A 22584-nucleotide genomic window follows, 5' to 3' on the forward strand; every position below is an offset into this window, starting at 1 on the left:
ATATACTGTTCCTGTATTAATTACAGTTAAATGGAGGTCATTATAAATGACAAAAAATATAATGAGTAAAGAAGAGTACCTAAATAAATCGAAAGAATTGAATATACCGCTTGAAAAGCCCAAAGTCCTTAATGATACGGACTTCATTACGGTAGCAAAAGAACGGAGATCTGTTCGCCAGTACGATGCTGAATACGTGATGACTGAAGAGGAAATTCGCGAAATCCTGGATATTGCGATTCAAGCACCGTCTTCTTCCAACTTACAGCCATGGAGATTCCTTGTGATTCAAGATAAGCAAACCCAACAAGAATTGCTCCCAATCGCCAATAACCAACAACAAGTCGTCGATGCATCTGCTGTCATTGCCGTTTTAGCTGATATAGAAGGTTACAAAAATGCAGAGAAGATTTATGGTGAATTAGTCAATAAAGGGATCATGAAGAATGAAATCAAAGAGCCATATGTAGCCTCTATTCTGCATAATTACGGCAACTTTTCCGCTGAAAAGGCTTTAAGTGTAGCCATGATTGACGGTGGCTTGGTTTCCATGCAGATCATGTTAGCTGCAAAAGCAAAAGGATACGATACAGTCCCAATGGGTGGGTTCGATGAAGCCAAATTTGTGGATGCATTCAATGTACCGGAAAACTTCAAACCTGTCATGTTAATTTCCATTGGAAAAGGAACTAAAGCAGGCTTTGAAAAAGTCCGTTTGCCACTTGATGCTGTACTAACTTGGAATAAATACTAAGTTTTGGAACAATATTTGTACTATGTTAAAAGGATAGCTAAAACTCGCTATCCTTTTTTTCATGATTTGCTCTCTACTCCTTTTATTAAAAATGATTATTCTCGCAAGCGATAAAAGGATATGTTACAATTTTTCCAGATATTTCTTTTGGAATATCTCTTCTAAAAATCACCGACGGCAAACTTAAGCATAAGGGATAAACAGTGCTAAAGAATTGTTTTTGGCGCGCCAGCCAAAAATACAGCAATTATCGTTGATTTAGCCGTTCACAATGGATTGGAGGGAGTCCTTATGAAGAATATGAAAAGTGAAGTGTTCTCGTGGTTGAAATCTATCTTATTCGCTTTAATGATCGTGTTCATTTGCCAACAGTTTTTATTTACACCAGTTACAGTAAAAGGTGAATCAATGGAGCCGACTTATGAAAATGATGACCGGATAGTGGTAGCTAAAATCGGAAAGCCGGAGCGCTTCGATATGGTCGTATTTTATGCTCCGGACGCGGAAGAGAATTATATAAAAAGGGTGATCGGTTTACCAGGTGACAGCGTTGAAATGAAAGATGATATCTTATATATCAATGGGAAAAAGTATACAGAACCATATTTGAAAATAAAAAAAGGGGAAATTCCACCTGAAGAAAATCTGACGGAGAATTTTACCTTGAGTGATTTACTTGGGAAATCCAGGGTACCTGCCGGTCATTTATTTGTCATGGGGGATAATCGAAGGAATAGTTGGGATGGAAGAAGATTTGGTTTTATTTCTGAAAAATCACTAATGGGCAAAGTGAAATTTCGTATCTACCCATTAAATGAAATGGGAGTGCCGAAGTAAATAGAAAGCCAAGAGGATAATTATATAGACTAAGTTGTATTTATAGCAGATGATGGATAAGAACCTTTTCCTGTGGTTAAGGTTTTTCATTTTGGATTGTGGGGGGTATACAAATGACGAATGGGTTAGCTGCCATCTCCATCCCGATGCTGGATGAAGAAATGGGACGGCAGGTTAAAGGACATGTTGATTCACTGACCGTTCCTCAGGGAAGCTTAGGAAGGCTTGAAGAATGGATAATCGAACTGGCCAAGATGACAGGAGAGGCATATCCGGACATTTCGAAACCGGGGGTGATCGTGTTTGCGGCCGACCATGGAATTACGGAAGAAGGTATTTCGGCTTATCCAAAAGAAGTGACGGAACAAATGGCACTTAATTTCCTGAATGACGGTGCTGCCATCAATGTATTAAGCCGCGCGATAGATGCTTACTTGGACATTGTCGATATAGGGATCGATGCAGATATCGAAGCAGCAGGGTTAACTTCGAGAAAAGTCCGCAATGGAACTAGAAACTTTTATAAGGAAGAGGCGATGACAAAGGAAGAAGTAATTCAAGCGCTTGAAATTGGATATGACCGTGCACAGAAAATGATTGCCCGTGGTGCGAACTGCCTGATTCTTGGTGAAATGGGAATCGGAAATACGACTTCCAGTACCGCCATCATCTCCATCGTAAGCGGGAAAAGCGTCGAATCACTAGTGGGGCAGGGAACAGGATTGAAGTCAGAAGGCATTTTACATAAGCGAAGAATAATTGAAGAAGCGATTTCATTAAGAAATCCTAATCCTGATGATCCAATCAATATTTTGATGAAAATCGGCGGGTTCGAAATTGCAGGTATGGCAGGGGCCATGCTTTCTGCAGCGAATAACCGTATACCCATTCTTGTTGATGGTTTCATTACAACCACGGCTGCTGTATTGGCAAACCTGATTTCCGGACGTGCAGCTGATTATATGTTTGTTGGACATCGATCTGCAGAACCTGGTCATAGAACGGCCATAGAACTGCTTGGCAAGGAGCCGATCCTCGATGTGGGAATGAGAATCGGGGAAGGAACAGGGGCTGCCCTGTCATACCCCATCCTTAAGGCAGCGACATTGGTCATTAAAGAAATGGCAACATTTGAATCTGCAGGCGTGTCAAATAAGTAAGAAATAGGAGACCTTCATTGCGATGGTCTCCTATTTTTATGGTTTCTTTCAGTTCCCTTTTACTTAATGGGCAGATGACCTTTATATTTCTTCATTTTCCTGACGACGGAAGGCTGGCTGATCCCTAAGAATTTAGCCATTTCATATGTGGACTTACATTTTTTACTCGCTTTCATCATCATCCATTTTTCCACTTGCTCGAGGGCGGTATTGAGATCACTATCATCAACCATCATATCGTCAATCATTAGGGTATCATCTATTTTCTCAAAAGATTCTTGTCCATGGAAATGGGAGGGGAGAAAGCCAGGGAAAATTATGGAGTCTTCCGAGGTCAAAATGAGCCGTTCAATCAGGTTTTCCAATTCACGCACGTTTCCTGACCATTTATGCTGAATCAGTATTTCGTAAGTGGAAGGGTGCAATTTCTTATCTGACTTGTATTTCTTGTTGATGATTTCGAGATTATGATTGATTAAGATGGCAATATCATCCTTTCTTTCTCGTAATGGCGGTATTTGGATGGGAATCACATTTAAGCGATAATACAAATCGAGCCTGAATGTTCCCTTTTCCACCATTTCTTCAAGGTTTTGATTGGTTGCCGTTACAAGCCGAAAATCTATCTTATGCTCTTTTTTTCCGCCCACCCTTTTAAAAGTCTTCTCTTGCAGGACATTTAATAATTTCACTTGCATATCCAGCGGAAGCTCACCGATTTCATCCAGAAATAAGGTTCCGTTATCTGCTTGTTCTACTAGCCCTTGTTTCCCCTGCTTCTGCGCTCCGGTGAAGGATCCCGCTTCATACCCAAACATTTCAGATTCAAAAAGACTTTCTGGGATGGTACTGCAGTTGACTTCGATGAAGGGCTCTTTGCTGCGGTAACTCTGATTGTGCAGCCTGCGGGCGAATACGCTCTTCCCTACACCGGATTCACCAAGAAGCATGACTGTCGCATCCGTTTTGGAAACACGGTGTATCGTTTTGGCGATTTGCCGCATTTCCTTGCTGCGATAGATCAGCTCCTCCTGTTCCCTAAGTTCCTCGACCTCCGATTGGTATTCTTGAATCTTTTTCTCCAATTGACCGTACTGATCCTGGAGGTTCCTGATTTCAGTTTGATCTTGGGCATAGCTGACGACACGAATCAATTCACCATCTTCATCAAAGATGGGATAGGCAGTAGACATGACGATTTTTCCCGTCTTCGTATGCTGCATGATCTGGACAGGTGTTTTCTCTTTCAATACCATCGCGGAAATCGAAGGTGAAAGGATTCCTTCCGTTTCGAGCTGGTAAACGGATTTTCCAAGATAATGTTCTGGTTCGATTCCATATATCCACCAATGGTTAGGATTCGTGAATAAAATGAATCCTTTTTCATCGGTCACGGTAATATTATTATTGGATGTGTTGATGATGCATTCCAAAACTCTTTTGACATTGTTATCACTCATCATTTTCCCCCTTATCCACTGTTCCTGTGATTCAAATATAAATCAAAAATAGAGGTGGAATCAAGAAATTTCAGAAATTTCGATTTGGAATTGAATCATTTTTTATAAGAACCCTGCCTGAGATAGTCTCACTCACTTCATTCATCAAAGCTAAAACTAGAGTAATAGAGTAGCGAACCCACCTTAAGTATATGGATATTTACGGTTAACCTACTTATGTTTGGGTATAAATAAAGTAGAGAGTAATCGATTGAAGGAGTGATTGACTTGGCTGAAAAAAGGACCTTGGGACAATATTTATACAACTGCTTAAAAGCAGAAGGTATTACAGAGATTTTTGGTGTGCCTGGAGACTATAATTTCTCATTGCTAGATACTTTGGAAGATTACGATGGGATTGAGTTTATTAATGGACGAAATGAACTCAATGCAGGATACGCTGCGGACGCTTATGCCCGTGTGAAGGGAATTTCGGCACTCATCACCACTTTTGGTGTCGGTGAAATGAGCGCATGTAATGCAATCGCTGGCGCGTACAGTGAAAATGTGCCGCTCATACATATTGTCGGCTCGCCAAAGTCCATGATGCAACAGGATAAGGAGCTTGCCCATCATACGTTAATGGACGGTGATTTTGATGTTTTCCGTAAGGTTTATGAGCATATCACCAGTTATACGGCAATTCTTACCCCGGAAAACGCAGCTAGGGAGATACCGGCTGCAATCAGAATCGCGAAAGAAAAGAAAAAGCCCGTTTATTTGGTAGTGGCCATCGATCTTGTTGAAAAACCGTTGCTTTCTCACGGTGAGACTTCTGAAAATGTGGCCAAAATGAATGTCGATGCGCTGCAGTCAGCAGTGCAGCATATAAAAGGGTTGTTAGAACATGTAAACAAAGCGGTTCTGCTTGTCGATGTGAAAACACTTCGTTATAACTTGCAGAAACCCGTAATGCAGCTCGCTGAGAGGTTAAATATTCCAGTTGCTTCGTTAATGCAGGGAAAAAGCGGGTTTGATGAGAGCCATCCCCAGTATATTGGTGTATACGGCGGAGCTTTCGGAAGTAAGGATGTAACTCAGACTGTTGAAGAAGCGGATTTCATCATAGCCGTTGGAGCTGTTTGGTCAGACGTCAATACATCCAAAGGTACAGCAAAGCTTAACCCGTTGAAAATGGTGGAAATTCAACCTGACACATTAAAAGTGGGGGAAGCCAGTTATATGAATGTCAGGGCGGAGGAAATTTTAACTGCGCTCCAGGACATTGGTTACCGGCAGAACGAATCTGTTAGAAACATCTCATTTCCGTATGACACAATGGTGGAAGACCCATCAGCACCACTGAAAGCGGCTTCCTATTATCCTCGAATTCAGCAAATGTTAAAAGAAAATGACATTGTGGTCACGGAAACAGGAACATTCTCTTATGGCATGTCACAGGTCAGGTTGCCGAAAGGGGCGACCTACATAGCCCAGGGAGGCTGGCAAAGCATCGGATATGCCACGCCCGCAGCTTTCGGTGCTTGTATAGCGGATAGAAACCGACGTGTTCTATTGTTTACCGGGGACGGCTCGATACAGCTGACAGCACAGGAAATAAGCTCGATGCTGGAGAACGGCTGCAAGCCCATCGTGTTTATTCTCAACAATAACGGTTACACGATAGAAAAATTCTTGAACGTAAAAGTCGATATAGAAAAACAGAAATACAACGAGATACCAGAGTGGGATTATACAAAATTGGCTGAAGCGTTTGGTCAAGAGGCATTTACAGCAAGAGTCGAGACGAATGGTGAACTGGATGATGCCATTACAAATGCTCAGAACGCCGATAACCTTTGCCTCATAGAATTGGTCGTGAAAGATCAAATGGATGCCCCGGAATATTTACAAAAAATGAGGCAGTATCTTGAAAAGCAAGAGAAACTAAAGTAATGCCATGTTCAAAATGCTCTCACGCTGAACCATGTTTTAAAAGAAAACTGGTTATCTTTCATGATTTTTTGAGGATTTGTTAAGGATTCGGAACGGTCTAATCCCGAAAACTGATTTTAAAACAATACTTATGATATACTTTATGGTTTTTTACTGTAATCCTTATTGGATTGAAGAAATATGCGACACTCCTGCCGAATAACTGGCTAGCCAAGACCCCACAGGCGCTTGCTTTGATGTGGCTTGGCAGACAGTCGGCGGAAAGGGAGCGGATTTCTGAAATCAAGCTGGAACGTTTTTTAAAGAAAGGTCTTCTGTTATGAAGGCCTTTTTTTTGTTGGTATAGATACCGTACTTACGATATATCTATACGGCCCGATCAAGGACAAGAGTGGCAAGTTGAAAAAGTAATCAGGATATACCCAGAATGATAATACCAATATTGGTCACTGGCATTTCAAAATTGAAACCGAGAATTTTGAAATTAAGAGTAATATGAAAATGTCACGAAGTAATAGGGAAAATATCTATTTTTCCTAAGTAGAGAAAACCATTCTTTTTACGGTCGGCCATTTCTGTAGATAAGGGGGCATAAAAAATGCGTAAAAATTTATCATTAGCGCGGTTAATAGAATCGAATAAAGAAAATCTCAACAATAATCAGCTATTCATAGATCATATTGAAGAAAAAGTTCATAAAAAGCAAGTGGAAATGCAGGATAGACATGTGACAAAACAGGCAGGTGATGATGATGTTATTAAGAAAAGCTTGGTTCTTACAACAAACGATTGTCTATCATAGAAAAAAGAAGGATGAAATAGCCCAACGAAAGGAATTATCAAGCTTGGAAGGAGTCCGTGTCAGTAATCAACTTAATTATGCGATTGTGGAAATGCAAAGGTTAATGCGCGAGTGAGGATGGATTCCAAAAAGATAATGAGAATGGCTATAAGCCATAATATCAGTTGGCGGCTATTTGACATTATAATACGCAAAAAAGCGTGTATGATAGTTTATCAATACACGCTTTTTTGCTCTTTTATCAAGGCTTATAGAGTTAATTTTTTAGCCATCAATCGGTTATTGCCATCAATCATTTAGTTAAGTACACGAACTGCCTTTACAAAGCTAGGTCCCCAGTAAGAACTGTTGATGTTAGCGTAGGATACACCTTTAGATGTAGAAGCATTCAGCATTTGACCGTTACCGGCATAAATTCCCACATGATTGATTACACCATCATTATTGGTATCGAAAAATACTAAATCCCCTTTTTGGAGGGATTTTGAAGATACAGCTGTACCAACGTGTGATTGTGCCACTGAATTTCGAGGCAAGGAAACACCTGCACTTTGGAATGCCCTTAATGTGAATGAAGAACAATCAAATACATCAGTGCGTGAAGTGCTCGCACCGTAAACATACCTGGCTCCCATATATTTAGCGCCAGCAGCCAAAACTTGATCCGCCTTGGTCGATTTGGACGGCTTTTTAATTGCAGATGCCGAGGCTTTCCCGGAAACCCGGATGGATTGGCCGATACGAATACGATTTGAATTGGAAATAGTAGGGTTCATTTTAAGTAGGGCACTAAGGGAAAGGTTATATCTTTTAGAGATTGTTGATAAGGTATCCCCTAATTTAACCACATAAACTTCTGTTGTATTTTTACTATTATTCGAACTCGTATAGTTGTTAAGGGTATTAACCTTCAAGACCTGGCCGGGAAAAATAAGGTTACTAGTCAAATGGTTTTTAGACTTTAATTGTTTGACAGTCATATTATTGACTCTAGCAATTTTATCCAGGGTGTCACCGGATTTGACCCTATATGTAGCATTAGAAGGACTGTTTTTAGCCGTAGAGCTAGATACAGGGGCTTTTCCGGAAACCCGGATGGCTTGGCCAATATAAATTCGATCCGAATTAGAAATATCAGTGTTTAATTTAAGCAGGGCACTAAGGGAAAGGTTATATTTTTTAGCAATTTTTGATAAAGTATCCCCCAGTTTAACCACATATTTTTCGGTTTTATCTATATTTTTATCTGTATGGTTGTTAAGGTTATTAACCTTCAAGACTTGGCCGGGAAAAATAAGGTTACTAGTCAAATGGTTTTGAGATTTTAATGCTTGGACAGTTGTATGATTAGCTTTAGAGATTTCATCAAGGGTGTCCCCTGATTTAACTTGATAAGAACCAGCATAAGCGGAAGTGCCTGCCACTAGGGTACCTATAATAGTTCCTGCAAGAATGAAAGAGTTTTTAGAATTGTTCATTTAGGAAAGTTCCTCCTGATGTGGTAAAAAAATATGTAGCATTTATATTATAAGGGTATGGAATATAAAAAACATGACCCATATAAATAAAATTAAACTTTTTCGTCATTTTTCAGGTAATCTTGCTACAGGGAAATGGGGTTTTATGGGATTCAGGTGGAGTGTAAGAGGGCCATACTGTAATTTCGCATAAATGGATAAAAAGAGCATTTTATAAAATGGAAGTTTGCGGTAATTAAAAAGAAAGGTAAGTATAGCATATCCTTACCTTTCCATGATTCATTTTTTAATATTGTCTATAAACGTAGGGATCATCCGGTTCAGCGATTTTACTATGTGATGATACTTTGAGCAGGGGAATGGTTTTCTTAAATGGCTGATAATAAATGGATTCCAATTCACCTGTCACGGAATACCACTCATCATTTTTAGGATGCATTCCTTCAGGAAATTCGATTAGCATACCGAATACCCCAGAGTCCGCGACACAGTGAATAACCCCAAAACGAAACAGGAATGCCTGGTTTTTGGCTAGCTCATTTGAATTGTACGTAAATCCGGTTAACGTTATTTGCTTGCCAGTGAACTTTCCAGGAGAGTAATAGATGGCTTCTAAATCGTTTAGATAGTTTTCATCTGTTAATTGAAGACTATCACGATCAACCAAGCCTTTGAGAGAGTTATCCATTAAAGTTAAATAGTCATCCTTGCCATAATAAAGACTCGTATCCGGCTGCAGGAATTGATGCTGGCTATATTCATCCGAGTCTTCATATACCGGGAAATGAAATCCTTTTTTTTCTACAATATTGGAGTCCATAGTGGCAACAGGCAAAAAGAGACCGGTTAAAATGGGAATGAAGAATAGGAAATAAGTAAGGTTCCTTTTCCATTTCTTATTTTCCTGGGAGTGATCATGTCCACACTGACAATCAACACATTCTTCTTGATCATCTTCCTTAAAATATAAGTAAGATCCCATTAACGTGAATATTGCCAATATATAGATGGCAATCTGTGAAACATATGAATATTCCATATTAATGTATTTAGATATATTCCCTGAGGCGTGTAAATGCATGAATAAAAAAGTAAGTCCAAGTAATATGAATAATCTTCCCATATAAAACACCCTCTTTAAGAAATAAACAATAAAGTTAGGCCTAAGACGGAAATAAATATATAGGCCATCAAACATAAAACGAATTTTGTTTTGAAAGTACCTAAAAGCATGATCGTATTTTTAATATCAAACATGGCCCCAAATACAAGAAAAGCAACTAGTGAAGAGGGCGAGAAGGTACTTCTAAAAGAACTTGCAACAAAGGCGTCCGCTTGGGAACACAAGGACATGACATAGGACAAAGCCATCATGACTGCATTCCCGGATAGTTTTCCTTGACCGATTTCAAGCAATAGGGATGTTTTCAAAAAGGTTTGAATGGCAGCTGCCAGCAATGCACCAATGATTAAGTATTTTCCAACAGAAAAGAATTCTTCAATCGAGTGTTTGAACATCCCCGTTATTTTGTCTTTAAAAGTAAGTTTATGGTAATGTATATGTTCGATATGTTCCTGTTTAAGCTGATTTGTCTTAAATTGAAAAGACAGGATGCATGCAATGATCAGGACGACCGCGAATGCAATTCCGCCACGATAGAAAACCATGCTCCAGCTATTACCAAACGCTATATAGGTGGAAAACAGGACGATCGGATTGAGTATGGGTGCAGAAAGCATAAAGGCAATGGCCGCTGAAAGAGGAACCCCTTTAGCGATCAAACGGCGGGTAATCGGGACGATCCCGCACTCGCAGGCAAGAAAAAAGACTCCTGCACCTATTGCGGATAGAACAGATAAGATCGGATTTTTCGGAATGATTTTTGCAATCATCTCTTCTGACACAAACATTTGGATAATTCCAGATATAAGGACTCCCAGTAAAATGAAGGGAAGGGATTCAATTAGGATACTAATAAAAATTGTATTCATTTGCAAAAGAGCCTGAACGTTCATCATAAACCACCTTCCATATTGCTGACTTAACTATATTAGGTTCGTAATAGATGGAAGTCAATTTATTATTACTGGGGGAATATGCGGGAAGTTGAATGGGTAAGGAAATTATGGAAATTGAACTATGGGATATTAAGGGGACTTGAATAATCTAATGTATAAGTTTGGCAGAAATTAAGTATTACTTCAATTTAAGCCTTGTTCCTTTTAAGGCTATGGCTGTCATTAGCTATATTCATAATACTTTCATACACGACTCTTGATATGGATTTCGGGATGCTTACGGACAAAGTAAAATCCCCTCTAAGTTGTGTAACATACCCAGAATTTACACAGTTCACTTAGAGGGGATATAATCATGGTTTATTTTTCGGCACAGCTTTATTAATTAGGTTTTTACGGGATATAAACGGATTGTCGGTAACCCAGAAACGCCAAGGATAATCTTTTGCTGCCCCGGAGTTGTCGATTCCGACGCGGGGGCCGCTGGATATGTGTTCAGGCATTTTTCCGGCAGCAAGATATAGCGGGGGATCTGTAAAAGATCGACCATAATCATCCATGGTGATGCCTAGTGCCTTTGTTAGCTTTCCAGGTCCATCAGTCCATTTACGAATATCGGCAATTCCGCGTCTTTCATGCATTAGCTCAAGCCCGGAATACGGTTCAACTGCCCGGATTAAAATGGCCTCCGGATTTTCAGGCCCGCCGCTTACGACATTGACCAGTGTATGTGTGTGCATGACGTATGTATATATCAATCCGGAATTACCGAACATCACTTCCGTCCGTTTTGTCCTTCTATTTCCAAAACTATGTGCGGCCCTGTCCCCAGGTCCAATATAGGCCTCTGTTTCAACAATGAATCCAGAAGCGGTTCCATCCGCTGTTTCTTTTACAATGAGGCAGCCAAGAAGGGATTTTGCCAGTTCAAGCGTGGGCCGCTGATAAAAATCCGCAGGTAAAATTGAATGGTTTATCATAGTATCACTCCATTTAGTCTCATACAGGTAAAATTCCCTTATCAATGAAAAAGAAACATGAAGGGATTAAAAAGGCCGGCTGAATATATCAGCCGGTCCCGAGCATATTTTTAGCCTAACTCTTTTTCCGATTCTTGATCTTTTTTGATTCGTCCTGAACCCACGGAAAGTGCCACTAATATCCCCGCGGAAACAAAAAAGATACCGGTGATGAAAACACTGGAGAATGCATCGATCCAAGCATTTTCAATCGTTTTTACAAGGACATTGCTGACTTCTGCCGGCATTTTAAGGTTTTCCGGATAAAGCATGATATTGAATAACGCATCCGTTTTATCGGCTAATGCTTTCAGTGCCTCATGCAATATAGGGTCCTTTTGGCTTACGACCGCATCATCCATATTTTGCTGGAGATTGTGATTCATGACAGCGTTCAAAATTGTGATGCCCATCGTTCCTCCTATAGATCGGAAGAATGTGGAAGCCGCAGTAACCGACCCTAGCTGGGATTTTGGAAACTCGTTTTGAACGGCAATCATCAATGTCGGCATGACAAGACCCATACCTATTCCAAGGATGGCCATGAATGAGTACGCAGTGAAAATAGTCGTACTGCCGTCCATCATGCTCATTAGGAAGAAGCCAAGCGTTGCAAAGGCCATTCCAAAGGTAAGCACGGTACGAAAACGGAATTTCAATAGTAACCGCCCGCCAATGATGCTGGAAAGAATCATACCGATCATCATCGGAGTCATGGTCGACCCCGCTTTTGTTGGTGAAACTCCCAGTACGCCTTGCATGAACAGCGGGACGAACATGATTGCCCCGAACATGCCAAGGCCAAGCAGGAATCCCAAAATATTCGTGGTGGAAAAAACTCTATTTTTAAAAAGGGATAAATCAAGGATCGGTTCGACTGCTCTTCTTTCAAAAATGATGAATAGGGCAATGAAGACAATGGTGCTGCCGAAAATCAAGAGAGATTCCAGTGATAACCATTCGAATTTATCACCACCGAAGGTCAAGCCCAGCAGTAACAGCACAATACCAGGAATCAAGGTGAAAATCCCCAGATAATCGATATTCACTTTCTCTGCTTTCCTTATGGCTTCATGTTTCAATCCTACATAAATCAAAATGGCAGATAGTAAGCCCGTCGGTACATTGATCAAAAAGATCCAATGCCAGCTTATATGGTCAACGATCAGGCCGCCCAGAAAAGGACCAATGACGGAACTTAAACCAAAAAGGGCTCCAAATACACCCTGCCATTTGGCTCTTTGTTCGGCAGAGAATATATCGCCGATTATCGTTTGGGATAAAGGCATGATCATCCCGCCGCCGATTCCCTGCAGCCCTCTATAAATGATCAATTGCTCCATCGAAGTGGCTGTGGCACATAAAAACGAACCAATCGTAAAAATGATCGTACCAAGCAGATAAAGGGAACGTCTGCCATATAAATCAGATAGCTTTCCAACAATGGGTACAACAGTCGTTGAGGCTATTAAATAGGCAGTCGTCACCCATGCAAAGATAGTAAAACCATTCAATTCGCCGATAATTGTCGGCATGGCCGTACCGACGATCGTCTGTTCCAATGAACTGAAAAACATTCCAATGATCAATCCTGTTAAAACTAGCTTGGTATTGACCGCTTTTTTTTCCATTTGCATACGATTTCTCCATTCCTGGAACTGTATTCCTTATCCGTTTTGTGACTGATAGGTCAAAATTATAAATCTGAAATGACCATTTAGTCAACGGTTTTTTCGCTGAAAATTTCAATTGCATGAAGGTGGATATCAAGATTCATCCATAACAATTAAGTAATTCGACCAGAAACCACCAAATCCTTCCTGATTAATATCTCCAACGTGTTTCCATTTATGATATCCGATATAATAAGAAGGAATATAGATGAACTTATGATTGGAAGTGTAAGATATGAATAAAAAAATCGGGTTTATTGGATGCGGCAAAATGGGTGAGGCAATGCTTGAGGGCATGTTGCTTGCAGAGGTCATTTCACCTGAAGGGATCATGGTCAGTACTGCGAGTGTGGAAACCAAAACTAAAATCACCACGAAATATAACGTTAAAGGCACTTTGGATAATATAGAGGTTGCCGGTTTTGCCGACTTTCTCTTTCTAGGGATCCAACCTGCCATGCATAAGCAAGTGATTGAAGAAGTGAAGAATCATGTGAAAGAAGACGCTGTGATCATTACCATGGCAGCTGGGATCACTATATCTTTAGTTGAGAGCAGCTTCGGAAAAAAAGTGAAGGTTGTCCGGACGATGCCAAACACTCCTTCGCTTGTCGGTGAAGGCATGACCGCCATGAGCATCAATGATGAAATTACCGATGCTGATATAGAGGATGTGACTGCATTGCTGAATAGTTTCGGTAAAACGGAAATCCTGCATGAAGATTTGATGGACGCAGTACCGGCCATCAGCGGTTCGTCGCCTGCTTATGTATACATGTTCATCGAGGCGCTGGCTGATGGAGGGGTCCGTGATGGCATTCCAAGAAAACAAGCATACCGAATGGCAGCACAAGCTGTAATGGGAGCTGCTAAAATGGTACTGGAAACGGAAAGACATCCTGCTGCTTTAAAGGATGATGTCTGCACGCCGGGCGGTTCAACGATAGCTGCGGTAGCGTCTTTAGAAGAGAATCAGCTAAGATCCAGCATTCTGCAAGCAATGAAGGCCTGCACGGATAAAACGAAAGGTTTCAGTAAGTGAAGAAAGATGGATTGCCTATTAGCGGGCAATCTCATTTTGTGTGATATTTTCAGAATGTTTGGTGAAAAAAGAGGGGGCAGCATAATGAATGGTTATATAGAAGAACTTAGGAAGATACTGACGGCAGAACAAGTAACGGTGAATGAAACACTATTGGAACAGCACAGCCATGATGAATCATATCACACTCCGCATTTACCCGATATGGTCATTTATCCAAGGGATACTGCGGAAGTCAGCGCAGTCATGAGTTATGCGAATGAGCATGAAATACCGGTCATTCCTTTTGGATTGGGATCAAGTTTGGAGGGGCATGTCGTTCCAGTCAAAGGGGGAATTTCCCTGGATTTGTCCTTGATGAATCATATACTGGAAATCAGGGAAAATGATTTCCTTGTGAAGGTCCAACCAGGTGTGACAAGGACGCAACTCAATAAAGAATTAAAAAAATACGGTTTGTTCTTTTCCGTCGACCCTGGCGCCGATGCTACATTGGGAGGGATGGCAGCTACGAATGCAAGTGGGACGACCTCGGTCAAATATGGGATAATGCGCGATCAAGTCAGGGATTTGGAAGTGGTTTTAGCAAACGGTGAAGTGATTCATTCCGGAAGTTTAGCGACAAAATCATCTTCAGGCATTCACTTGAATGGCTTGTTTGTCGGCTCAGAAGGTACGCTAGGTGTATTTACTGAACTGACTTTAAAGGTATACGGCATTCCTGAAGTCACCATGGCTGGGAGAGCTTCATTTCCAACCGTCGAACAGGCAGTATCTGCGGTTAATGGGATCATGCTTGCTGGAATCCCGATTGCACGAATTGAATTGGTTGATGCCGAGTCCATAAAAAAAGTTAATCAATTCATGGACAAATCCTATGATGTCCAACCAACTTTATTCCTCGAGTTTCATGGGAATTTTGCCGGACTGGAACAGGACGTCAAATTTGCCAAGGAAATCGTAAGTGATTTTGGTTGTGGGGATATCCAGTTTGAAACCGATTCAAAAGCACGGAATGCCTTATGGGAAGCGCGCCATAACCTCGCATACGCATTCATTCACAGCGCACCTGGAAAGAAGCTGATGGTGACCGACGTAAGTGTGCCCCTTCATGAATTATCGAATGCCATACTGGATACAAGGAAGAAGGTCGAACAATCCAAAGTGGAGGGTGCGATTGTAGGACATGTAGGTGACGGGAATTATCATGTATTGTTCATGATCGATCTGAAAAATCATGAAGAAGTTAAAGAAGCGAAGAGGTTAAATGAAGAAATCGTCGAATATGCATTAACAAAAGGCGGTACATGTACGGGTGAACATGGGGTAGGACTTGGAAAATCGAAGTATCAGCGAAGGGAGCATGGAGGAGCTTACGAAGTGATGAAAACGATCAAACAGGGATTAGATCCGAAAGGAATAATGAATCCTGGGAAGATCTTCATAGATTAAGAGGCATATTCTATTTTGTAGATTAGTAATAACATCAAACCAACTTGATCACATATAAAATGTGGTGGAAATGTTGCGTATTATTGGGGCCAAGCCGAAAATGCCAATTACATATCACGAAATATAAACATATATTCGCATAAAAATGATTTTCGACTTTAATTCGAGCTCTTATCGGAAAAATGGTCCGTTCGATCTGATAATTCGACCTATATCTAGTTAAATCGCCAGTAGTGCGAGATAATCCGACATGATCCAGATATTGTATGAAGAAGTACAGCTTCAACGGGATTCTCGTCCAAAAAAATAAGACTCCAGACAAGATTGTGTCTGGAGTCTTATTTTTTTATTAAGCGTTAATGTTATTTGAGTTTAAGGCATTTTCAACACTTACATAGTTGTAGCCAAGGTCTGTCGCAACTGCTTCGAACGTGATTTCACCGTTCGCAACATTGACGCCTTTAGCAAGTGCATCATTTTCAAGGATTGCTTTGATGGCACCTTTGTTTGCAATTTGAAGTGCAAATGGTACTGTTACGTTAGTTAATGCAACTGTAGAAGTTTGAGGCACTGCTCCTGGCATATTCGCCACTGCATAATGCACTACTCCATGTTTAACATAAGTAGGGTTATCATGTGTTGTTATGTGGTCGACCGTTTCAAAGATACCGCCTTGGTCGATTGCAACATCTACAATGACTGAACCAGGAGACATCGATTTAACCATTTCTTCAGTAACGAGCTTAGGAGCTTTAGCACCTGGAATCAATACAGCACCGATCACTAAATCGGCATCTTTAACTGCTTCCGCAATATTATAAGGGTTGGAGATAAGTGTAGTCAGTTCATTTCCGAAAATATCATCAAGTTGACGTAGACGGTCAGGGCTTAAGTCAAGAATGGTAACATCTGCGCCTAATCCAATAGCGATTTTAGCAGCATTCGTTCCAACCATACCTCCGCCGACAACAGCGACCTTACCACGTTTAACTCCAGGAACTCCGCTTAATAGTATTCCTTTGCCGCCGTTATTTTTTTCAAGGAACTGAGCACCGATTTGTGCAGCCATGCGTCCTGCAACTTCACTCATTGGTGTCAATAAAGGAAGTGTGCGGTTTACTGCAACCGTTTCATAAGCAATGGCCAAGACACCGCTTTCTTTTAGGGCCTGAGCTAGTGCCGGTTCAGCCGCAAGATGTAAATATGTGAAAAGGATTAAATCTTTTCGGAAATATTTATATTCAGATGAGATAGGTTCTTTTACTTTCATGATCATTTCTGTGCTTGACCAAACGCTAGCAGCGTCCTCGACTATAACAGCACCAGCTTCTTGATATGATTCATTTGTAAAACTGCTTCCTAGACCTGCGTTCATTTCGATTAATACTTCGTGACCTGCATTGACTAATGCCACAACCCCAGCTGGAGTGATAGCTACACGGTTTTCATTGTTTTTAATCTCTTTTGGAATTCCTATTCTCATCTTAATCCCTCCAATAATGTGTTTTTACTATTTGTATCACAAGTATAGTTGGAAAAAGAAATAGTTAGTATGTGGAAATCAGAAAATTGAAAATGGTGTATTTGTGGAATTCCACAAACGCAGTGTCAAAAAATATGGGCTCGCCAGGAACAAGACCTTTTTAAAGCTGAATTCAATTCTTTGCAATAGGCTCTTGAATGCGCTCTAAAATCCTTCTTTTCTTATAAAGCATGATTCCCGTATCGGCTATATCGGCAATCATGGAACGATTTGTAAGGGCGCCAAAGATTATTCCGGCAACAGGAACCATTTGCAAAAGCTTTTTCCAGCCAAACTGATCACGGTATGTATAAACGACTTCCCGCCAACCTTGCAGTTCGGATGCTATTTCCCTTTTTGATTGGGAATCGGTCTGGTTCATTTTCGACAATTCATTTAATAGAGCCTTTTTGCCGACAACATCCGATGTTGTGAATTGCAGACATTTGACGATGAAAATACGTTCTTGGCGGTCTCTAGGATTGAAGCCATATGTGATGGCGATATCCTGAAGCGTTTTGATCGACATGCCGAGAAGAAGGGGGATGTCGATGGCCAAGGTGAAGATTCCGCCAATCCCTGTAGTGGCACCTTGAACCGTTGCCAATTTGCTGCCTGAATTTTTAATATCCTGACTCACACTATCCATGATATGGAGGGGCATGCTTGAAACATCTTCCAGGGCTTTAATTTCCAACTCGGGAACCTTGGCTTGCAGCTGACTTAAAATATGAGCTTCTTTCGTTAAATATTTTCCGCCATTCTGAATGTAGCTGCCGATTTCATCAAGCATGACACCCAACTTTTTCTGAATGAAATCCGGTGTCAACTTATCCAATAGCTTGAAGGGGATCCGCCCGATCCGTTCCCAAAACCATAGTCCTTTCTGATCTTTCTCCCATTTTTCAATGATTGTTAATTCTTTTTCAAGCTCTTCTTTTGTTTCAAGTTTCATATGATCAACCTTTCCACACTTCTAGTATTCCATATCAGGGAATATATCATTAATTTTTCTTGTGAAATTCATCATATTGATTAAGTTTAATGTTAAGAAAGAGGGACATTTTTTGAATCGGGTCTTTTAGCCGAATATTTCCCACTTCAGAAATTCTTTTTAATCTGTAATTCAATGTATTCACATGGATATGAAGATTACTTGAAGCTTCATTTGGGTTGCAGTCTTTCTCTAGATAGACAGTGAGTGTTTGCAGCATTTCCGTCTGGTTCTTCATGTCATATGCTTTTAGCTTAAGGATGGAAGGATGAACACGACGCTGTTTGTTGCTTGCGAGTGTTTCAATCATTTGAAACATGCCAAGTTCTTCATAATGTAAAATGAGTTTCATGTCATCCGGGAAAATATTCTTCATTTTAAGGGTGTATTGAGCTTCTTCGTAACTTGATTTAACATCCATTAAGTTTTTATACATATTGCCAGCCGTTCCAAGAATATGCTCGACACCGAAACGCCGTTTCATCTCCAGAATGAAAAAAGGAATGAACTCATAAATCGATGAAGTGAAAGAAGGGCTGTTTTCCTGGTTGCCTCCCGCGAAAAGAATGAGCTTGTTATGGTCAATGGCAAATAAGGAACTGTTTATCTTTTGAGTGGTCGTTAACATGTATGAAATGTAGCGCTCCACTTCGCGATTGATCTCTTTAGGAAATTCGAATACCAATATGGAAAAAACCACTGGAACGTGGATGGAAAATTTCTTGAAATTTTCAATTATTTCCGATTCTTCTTGGTAGTGCCCGGTCAACATGCGCCAAAGGAACTCTTGATGACCTGCTTCTTTCCTTTTCTTTTTCAATTGCAATTGCTGTAACTGGTTCTTCGCCTCCTTGGCAGCGAATTGGAGAAATTTCATATCTTCTTCGGAGAAAGGTTCATTTACTTCCAAAGCCCAAATGAAACCAAGTACTTCATTATTTTTCCGGATGGAAACCGCAACCCTGTTACCGAGACCGACATCATTGATGGCCCCGATTTTAATGGGGGCATCTTCTTTCAATAACGCGGGGATGAAGCCATCTTTCCATAAGCTGTTGATGACCTTTTCAGGGACACGTCTTCCGATTATGGTCATGATACGAGCCTGATCCGTAGTATCATCGTGTGTGCTATAAGCAAGTAAGCGATGGTTACCGTCCTCGATTGTAATGGGGCAACCCAAAACAGAACTGATTCTATCGGCAAACTCCATCATATCTCCATAAAGGTCTTTAAAAATATCTCTATTTTTTTCGAATTCCTTCATTTTTATCTTGCCCCTCGCTAAAAAAAATTCCTTCTCCTTGAATTTTAAACGATTTCCTATTAATAAGCATAGATAAATCCTTTGTTAAAACAGAAAATCCCTACCGATGGAAACCGGAAGGGATTTTATTTTAGAATAAGAAGTTAATTAAAAGATAAAGCAAACCAGCTAATGTTGCCGAGATGGGAATGGTAATGAACCAAGTTATGATCATTCTTTTTGCCGTTCCCCATTTTACGCCCTTGACACGATGTGCTGATCCAACACCAAGGATTGAAGAAGAAATAACATGGGTTGTACTGACTGGCATGTGTATTACTGTCGCGCCGAAAATGATGAAAGCACCGGTTAAATCCGCTGCAACACCATTGACCGGACGGATTTTCATGATTTTGCCGCCAACGGTTTTAATGATTTTCCATCCGCCGACGGAAGTTCCAAGCCCCATTGCTAGCGCACAGGAGAATTGAACCCAGAAGGGGATATCGGTACTTGATGCATAACCATTTGCAATAAGGGCCATCGTGATGATACCCATCGCTTTTTGAGCGTCGTTCGTTCCGTGGGTATACGATTGAAGTGCCGCAGTAGCAATCTGTATAGTACGGAATTTTTGGTTTGTTTTTGTCAGGTTATTGTTTTTAAAGACTACTTTAAAGATGCTGTATACGATAAACCCGATTGCAAAAGCAATTAGCGGGGAGAAAATCAAAGCTTGAAGAATTTTCATGAACCCTTCCCATTTAATGCCGGCGAAGCCTGCTGCAGCAATGGCGGCACCTGCAATCGAACCAATCAATGCATGGGAGGAACTGCTTGGTATTCCGTAATACCAGGTAAGAAGGTTCCATATGATAGCGGCAAGCAGAGCAGCCATGATTACATATGAACCATTCGGAAGCGTGAACGGATCCACGATATCCTTCGTTATGGTCTTCGCTACTCCAGTAAATGTCATAGCTCCGACGAAGTTCATGATGGCTGCCATGATGATGGCATGCCTAGGCTTCATGGCCTTTGTTGAAACAGCAGTCGCTATTGCATTGGCTGTATCATGAAAACCATTGATGAAGTCAAATGCTAAAGCAAAGAAAACGATTAATATTGTTAAAATTAATAAAGTATCCATTTATTGGGGTACTCCTTAGGCGTTTTTCATTATGATTGTTTCAAGTGTATTGGCCACTGCTTGACAGTGATCGGCGATCTCTTCAAGGCTTTCGTAAATTTCTTTATATTGAATGATCCTGATTGGATCTTTTTCAACTGTAAACAAGTTTTTGATTGATTGACGTTGGATTCCGTCACAAACTGATTCAAGATCTTTAATTTTGATTGCATTTTCACGAATCATTGGCAATTTCTTAGTGGATAGTGTATCGACAGCATTTTCAATCTCATACGTACACTGTTTGATTGCATCCACAAACTTAAGCATATACTCATCTGCATTGACAATTGAGTACATCTCGAATAATGCTGCACAGTGTTCCAAACCGTCTATGACATCATCCATTCTCATGGTCAATTCAAGTATATCTTCCCGTTCGATAGGAGTGATGAAGGCATTGTTCAGCTCTTTAATCACATTATGAACCATTGAATCGCCTTTATGCTCATAGTCTTTCATCGTATCTGAAAATACTTTGAGATCGGAGATGTTTTTGAGTTTATAATCCGCGAAATAGTCAGCACCTTCTTTAAGGTTTTGAGCGATGTTAAAAAGCATTACTGCGAATTTGTCTTTTTTTGATTTAAAAGCCATGTTAAAGCCTCCCAATTAGTCATGCAAATTTACGCACTTTAGTCGTACGCTTAGTATTAACAAATTGATTGTAACGAATTCATGTAGTATCCGTGAAGGTTTTTCGACGAAAATTTACAAAATCTTAATAAAACTTTATATAAAAACACAAGGAAAATTAAAAAATGGGAAAAACCCTACAATTATAAGGGGAAATCTGCAGAAAAAATGCCTTTCCAATATGGAAAGGCAAAAGGTTCTATAAAAATAAAGCAATTAAATAGTAAATGATTCCAGCTAAGGAAGCGGAAATTGGCAATGTAATGAACCAAGTGATCAACATGTTTTTTGCGGTTCCCCATTTTACCCCTTTGATGCGGTGTGCTGAACCGACCCCAAGTATTGAAGAAGAAATGACATGTGTCGTGCTGACCGGCATATGCAGGAAGGTTGCACCGAAAATGATGGATGCTCCAGTCATATCGGCAGCCACACCGTTAACTGGGCGGATTTTCATGATTTTACCGCCGACGGTTTTGATGATCTTCCAACCTCCGATTGATGTACCAAGTGCCATGGCTATTGCGCAGGATAGTTGTACCCAGAAAGGAACTTCAGAGGTAGAGGCATATCCGTTAGCGATCAAAGCCATCGTGATGATACCCATGGATTTTTGAGCATCATTCGTTCCATGTGTATAAGATTGGATGGCCGCCGTGAGAATTTGTATTCTCCTGAATCGCTTATTGGTTTTTCCTAAATTATTATTTTTGAATACTACCTTGAAGATGCTGTATACAATGAATCCAAGCGTGAAGGCGAGGATAGGGGATAGAATCAATGCTTGTACAATTTTAGTGAATCCACTCCATTTAATCGCATCGAATCCACTAGCCACGATGGCAGCTCCCGCTATTGAACCAATGATCGCATGGGAGGAACTGCTTGGAATGCCAAAATACCAAGTGATTAAATTCCATATTATTGCCGAAAGCAGGGCGGCAAGGATTACATAAGAACCATTGTTCAATGTGAAAGGATCAACGATATCCTTCGTAATGGTATGCGCTACACCGGTAAAGGTCAGTGCTCCTAATAAATTCATGACCGCAGCCATGATGATTGCATGACGTGGTTTAAGCGCCTTGGTTGATACTGCTGTAGCGATGGCGTTAGCCGTATCATGGAAACCATTGATAAAGTCAAAGACCAAAGCAAAAATAATAATTAGCGCGGTTAAGATGAGTATGCTATTCATACATGGAGGACTCCCTTAATTTCAAGTATGTAAAGTGTATATGGATTGCCGCCCATGAATGGGCAGGACAGTTTGCAACTCCTCAATAATTAGGATGGGAGTTTTACATTTGATTATTCTTAAAATTTGGCACCTTCTTTTTTACTTGGTTTTAAGCCGAACTATTCA

Annotated in this window: 19 protein-coding genes; 7 read left to right on the plus strand and 12 right to left on the minus strand. The window is 40.5% G+C overall.

Translation table 11 applies throughout. From position 1 onward, the window contains the following. Positions 1–46: 46 nt before the first annotated feature. The 3 genes from AC3ISB_RS04535 (at position 47) to cobT (ending at position 2751) form a co-directional block, all read left to right on the plus strand. Complete coding sequence (locus AC3ISB_RS04535) at positions 47–754, plus strand: nitroreductase family protein (protein ID WP_098373368.1); 708 nt, start codon at positions 47–49, stop codon at positions 752–754. Between the two features lie 291 nt (positions 755–1045). After that, positions 1046–1591 carry a signal peptidase I gene (gene lepB / locus AC3ISB_RS04540; protein WP_141993014.1) on the plus strand — a complete coding sequence of 182 codons (546 nt, stop codon included), beginning with the start codon at positions 1046–1048 and terminating at the stop codon, positions 1589–1591. Between the two features lie 113 nt (positions 1592–1704). Further along, the gene (cobT, locus tag AC3ISB_RS04545; protein ID WP_489275658.1) at positions 1705–2751 is read left to right on the plus strand and encodes a nicotinate-nucleotide--dimethylbenzimidazole phosphoribosyltransferase; all 1047 of its coding nucleotides are present in this window, start codon (positions 1705–1707) and stop codon (positions 2749–2751) included. A 59-nt stretch (positions 2752–2810) separates the two neighbouring features. Here the strand turns inward: cobT and AC3ISB_RS04550 are convergent, their stop codons facing one another. After that, positions 2811–4211 carry a sigma-54 interaction domain-containing protein gene (locus AC3ISB_RS04550; RefSeq protein WP_377413126.1) on the minus strand — a complete coding sequence of 467 codons (1401 nt, stop codon included), beginning with the start codon at positions 4209–4211 and terminating at the stop codon, positions 2811–2813. 267 nt (positions 4212–4478) lie between these two features. Between AC3ISB_RS04550 and AC3ISB_RS04555 the strand changes: the two genes are divergently transcribed. After that, a complete protein-coding gene (locus AC3ISB_RS04555; protein ID WP_489275660.1) occupies positions 4479–6146 on the plus strand; it encodes an alpha-keto acid decarboxylase family protein in 1668 nt (555 codons plus the stop codon). Positions 6147–6744: 598 nt separating this feature from the next. Beyond that, positions 6745–6948: an FbpB family small basic protein gene (locus tag AC3ISB_RS04560; protein ID WP_144551857.1), complete on the plus strand. Its 204-nt coding sequence runs from the start codon at positions 6745–6747 to the stop codon at positions 6946–6948. A gap of 296 nt (positions 6949–7244) precedes the next feature. Here AC3ISB_RS04560 and AC3ISB_RS04565 read toward each other — a convergent pair whose 3' ends face one another. The 5 genes from AC3ISB_RS04565 to AC3ISB_RS04585 form a co-directional block, all read right to left on the minus strand. Beyond that, the gene (locus AC3ISB_RS04565) at positions 7245–8426 is read right to left on the minus strand and encodes a C40 family peptidase (protein WP_489275661.1); all 1182 of its coding nucleotides are present in this window, start codon (positions 8424–8426) and stop codon (positions 7245–7247) included. A 286-nt stretch (positions 8427–8712) separates the two neighbouring features. Continuing rightward, complete coding sequence (locus tag AC3ISB_RS04570; RefSeq protein ID WP_098373361.1) at positions 8713–9549, minus strand: TIGR03943 family putative permease subunit; 837 nt, start codon at positions 9547–9549, stop codon at positions 8713–8715. Between the two features lie 14 nt (positions 9550–9563). After that, the gene (locus AC3ISB_RS04575; protein WP_489276859.1) at positions 9564–10442 is read right to left on the minus strand and encodes a permease; all 879 of its coding nucleotides are present in this window, start codon (positions 10440–10442) and stop codon (positions 9564–9566) included. A 356-nt stretch (positions 10443–10798) separates the two neighbouring features. Then, positions 10799–11425, minus strand: coding sequence for a DNA-3-methyladenine glycosylase (locus tag AC3ISB_RS04580; RefSeq protein ID WP_098373359.1), 627 nt, complete (start codon positions 11423–11425; stop codon positions 10799–10801). Between the two features lie 110 nt (positions 11426–11535). Next, a complete protein-coding gene (locus AC3ISB_RS04585; protein ID WP_098373358.1) occupies positions 11536–13101 on the minus strand; it encodes an MDR family MFS transporter in 1566 nt (521 codons plus the stop codon). A gap of 271 nt (positions 13102–13372) precedes the next feature. On the opposite strand from AC3ISB_RS04585, the gene proC reads away from it, so the two are divergent. Next, positions 13373–14179, plus strand: a complete 807-nt coding sequence (gene proC / locus AC3ISB_RS04590) for a pyrroline-5-carboxylate reductase (protein WP_141993007.1) — start codon at positions 13373–13375, stop codon at positions 14177–14179. An 84-nt stretch (positions 14180–14263) separates the two neighbouring features. Further along, a complete protein-coding gene (locus tag AC3ISB_RS04595) occupies positions 14264–15631 on the plus strand; it encodes an FAD-binding oxidoreductase (protein ID WP_480340018.1) in 1368 nt (455 codons plus the stop codon). 349 nt (positions 15632–15980) lie between these two features. Here AC3ISB_RS04595 and ald read toward each other — a convergent pair whose 3' ends face one another. From ald to AC3ISB_RS04625, 6 genes are all read right to left on the minus strand, one after another. After that, positions 15981–17114: an alanine dehydrogenase gene (gene ald / locus AC3ISB_RS04600; protein WP_076367639.1), complete on the minus strand. Its 1134-nt coding sequence runs from the start codon at positions 17112–17114 to the stop codon at positions 15981–15983. A gap of 172 nt (positions 17115–17286) precedes the next feature. Next, positions 17287–18108 carry an EcsC family protein gene (locus tag AC3ISB_RS04605; protein ID WP_480340017.1) on the minus strand — a complete coding sequence of 274 codons (822 nt, stop codon included), beginning with the start codon at positions 18106–18108 and terminating at the stop codon, positions 17287–17289. A 49-nt stretch (positions 18109–18157) separates the two neighbouring features. Then, positions 18158–19414, minus strand: a complete 1257-nt coding sequence (locus AC3ISB_RS04610) for a PucR family transcriptional regulator (RefSeq protein ID WP_260399773.1) — start codon at positions 19412–19414, stop codon at positions 18158–18160. Between the two features lie 130 nt (positions 19415–19544). Then, on the minus strand, positions 19545–20543 hold the full coding sequence (locus tag AC3ISB_RS04615; protein WP_141993004.1) for an inorganic phosphate transporter: 999 nt from the start codon (positions 20541–20543) through the stop codon (positions 19545–19547). Between the two features lie 15 nt (positions 20544–20558). Continuing rightward, positions 20559–21179 carry a DUF47 domain-containing protein gene (locus AC3ISB_RS04620; RefSeq protein ID WP_063235631.1) on the minus strand — a complete coding sequence of 207 codons (621 nt, stop codon included), beginning with the start codon at positions 21177–21179 and terminating at the stop codon, positions 20559–20561. Positions 21180–21417: 238 nt separating this feature from the next. Continuing rightward, a complete protein-coding gene (locus AC3ISB_RS04625) occupies positions 21418–22416 on the minus strand; it encodes an inorganic phosphate transporter (protein ID WP_098373353.1) in 999 nt (332 codons plus the stop codon). Positions 22417–22584: the final 168 nt, after the last annotated feature.

The organism is Peribacillus sp. GL_122, assembly GCF_057835005.1.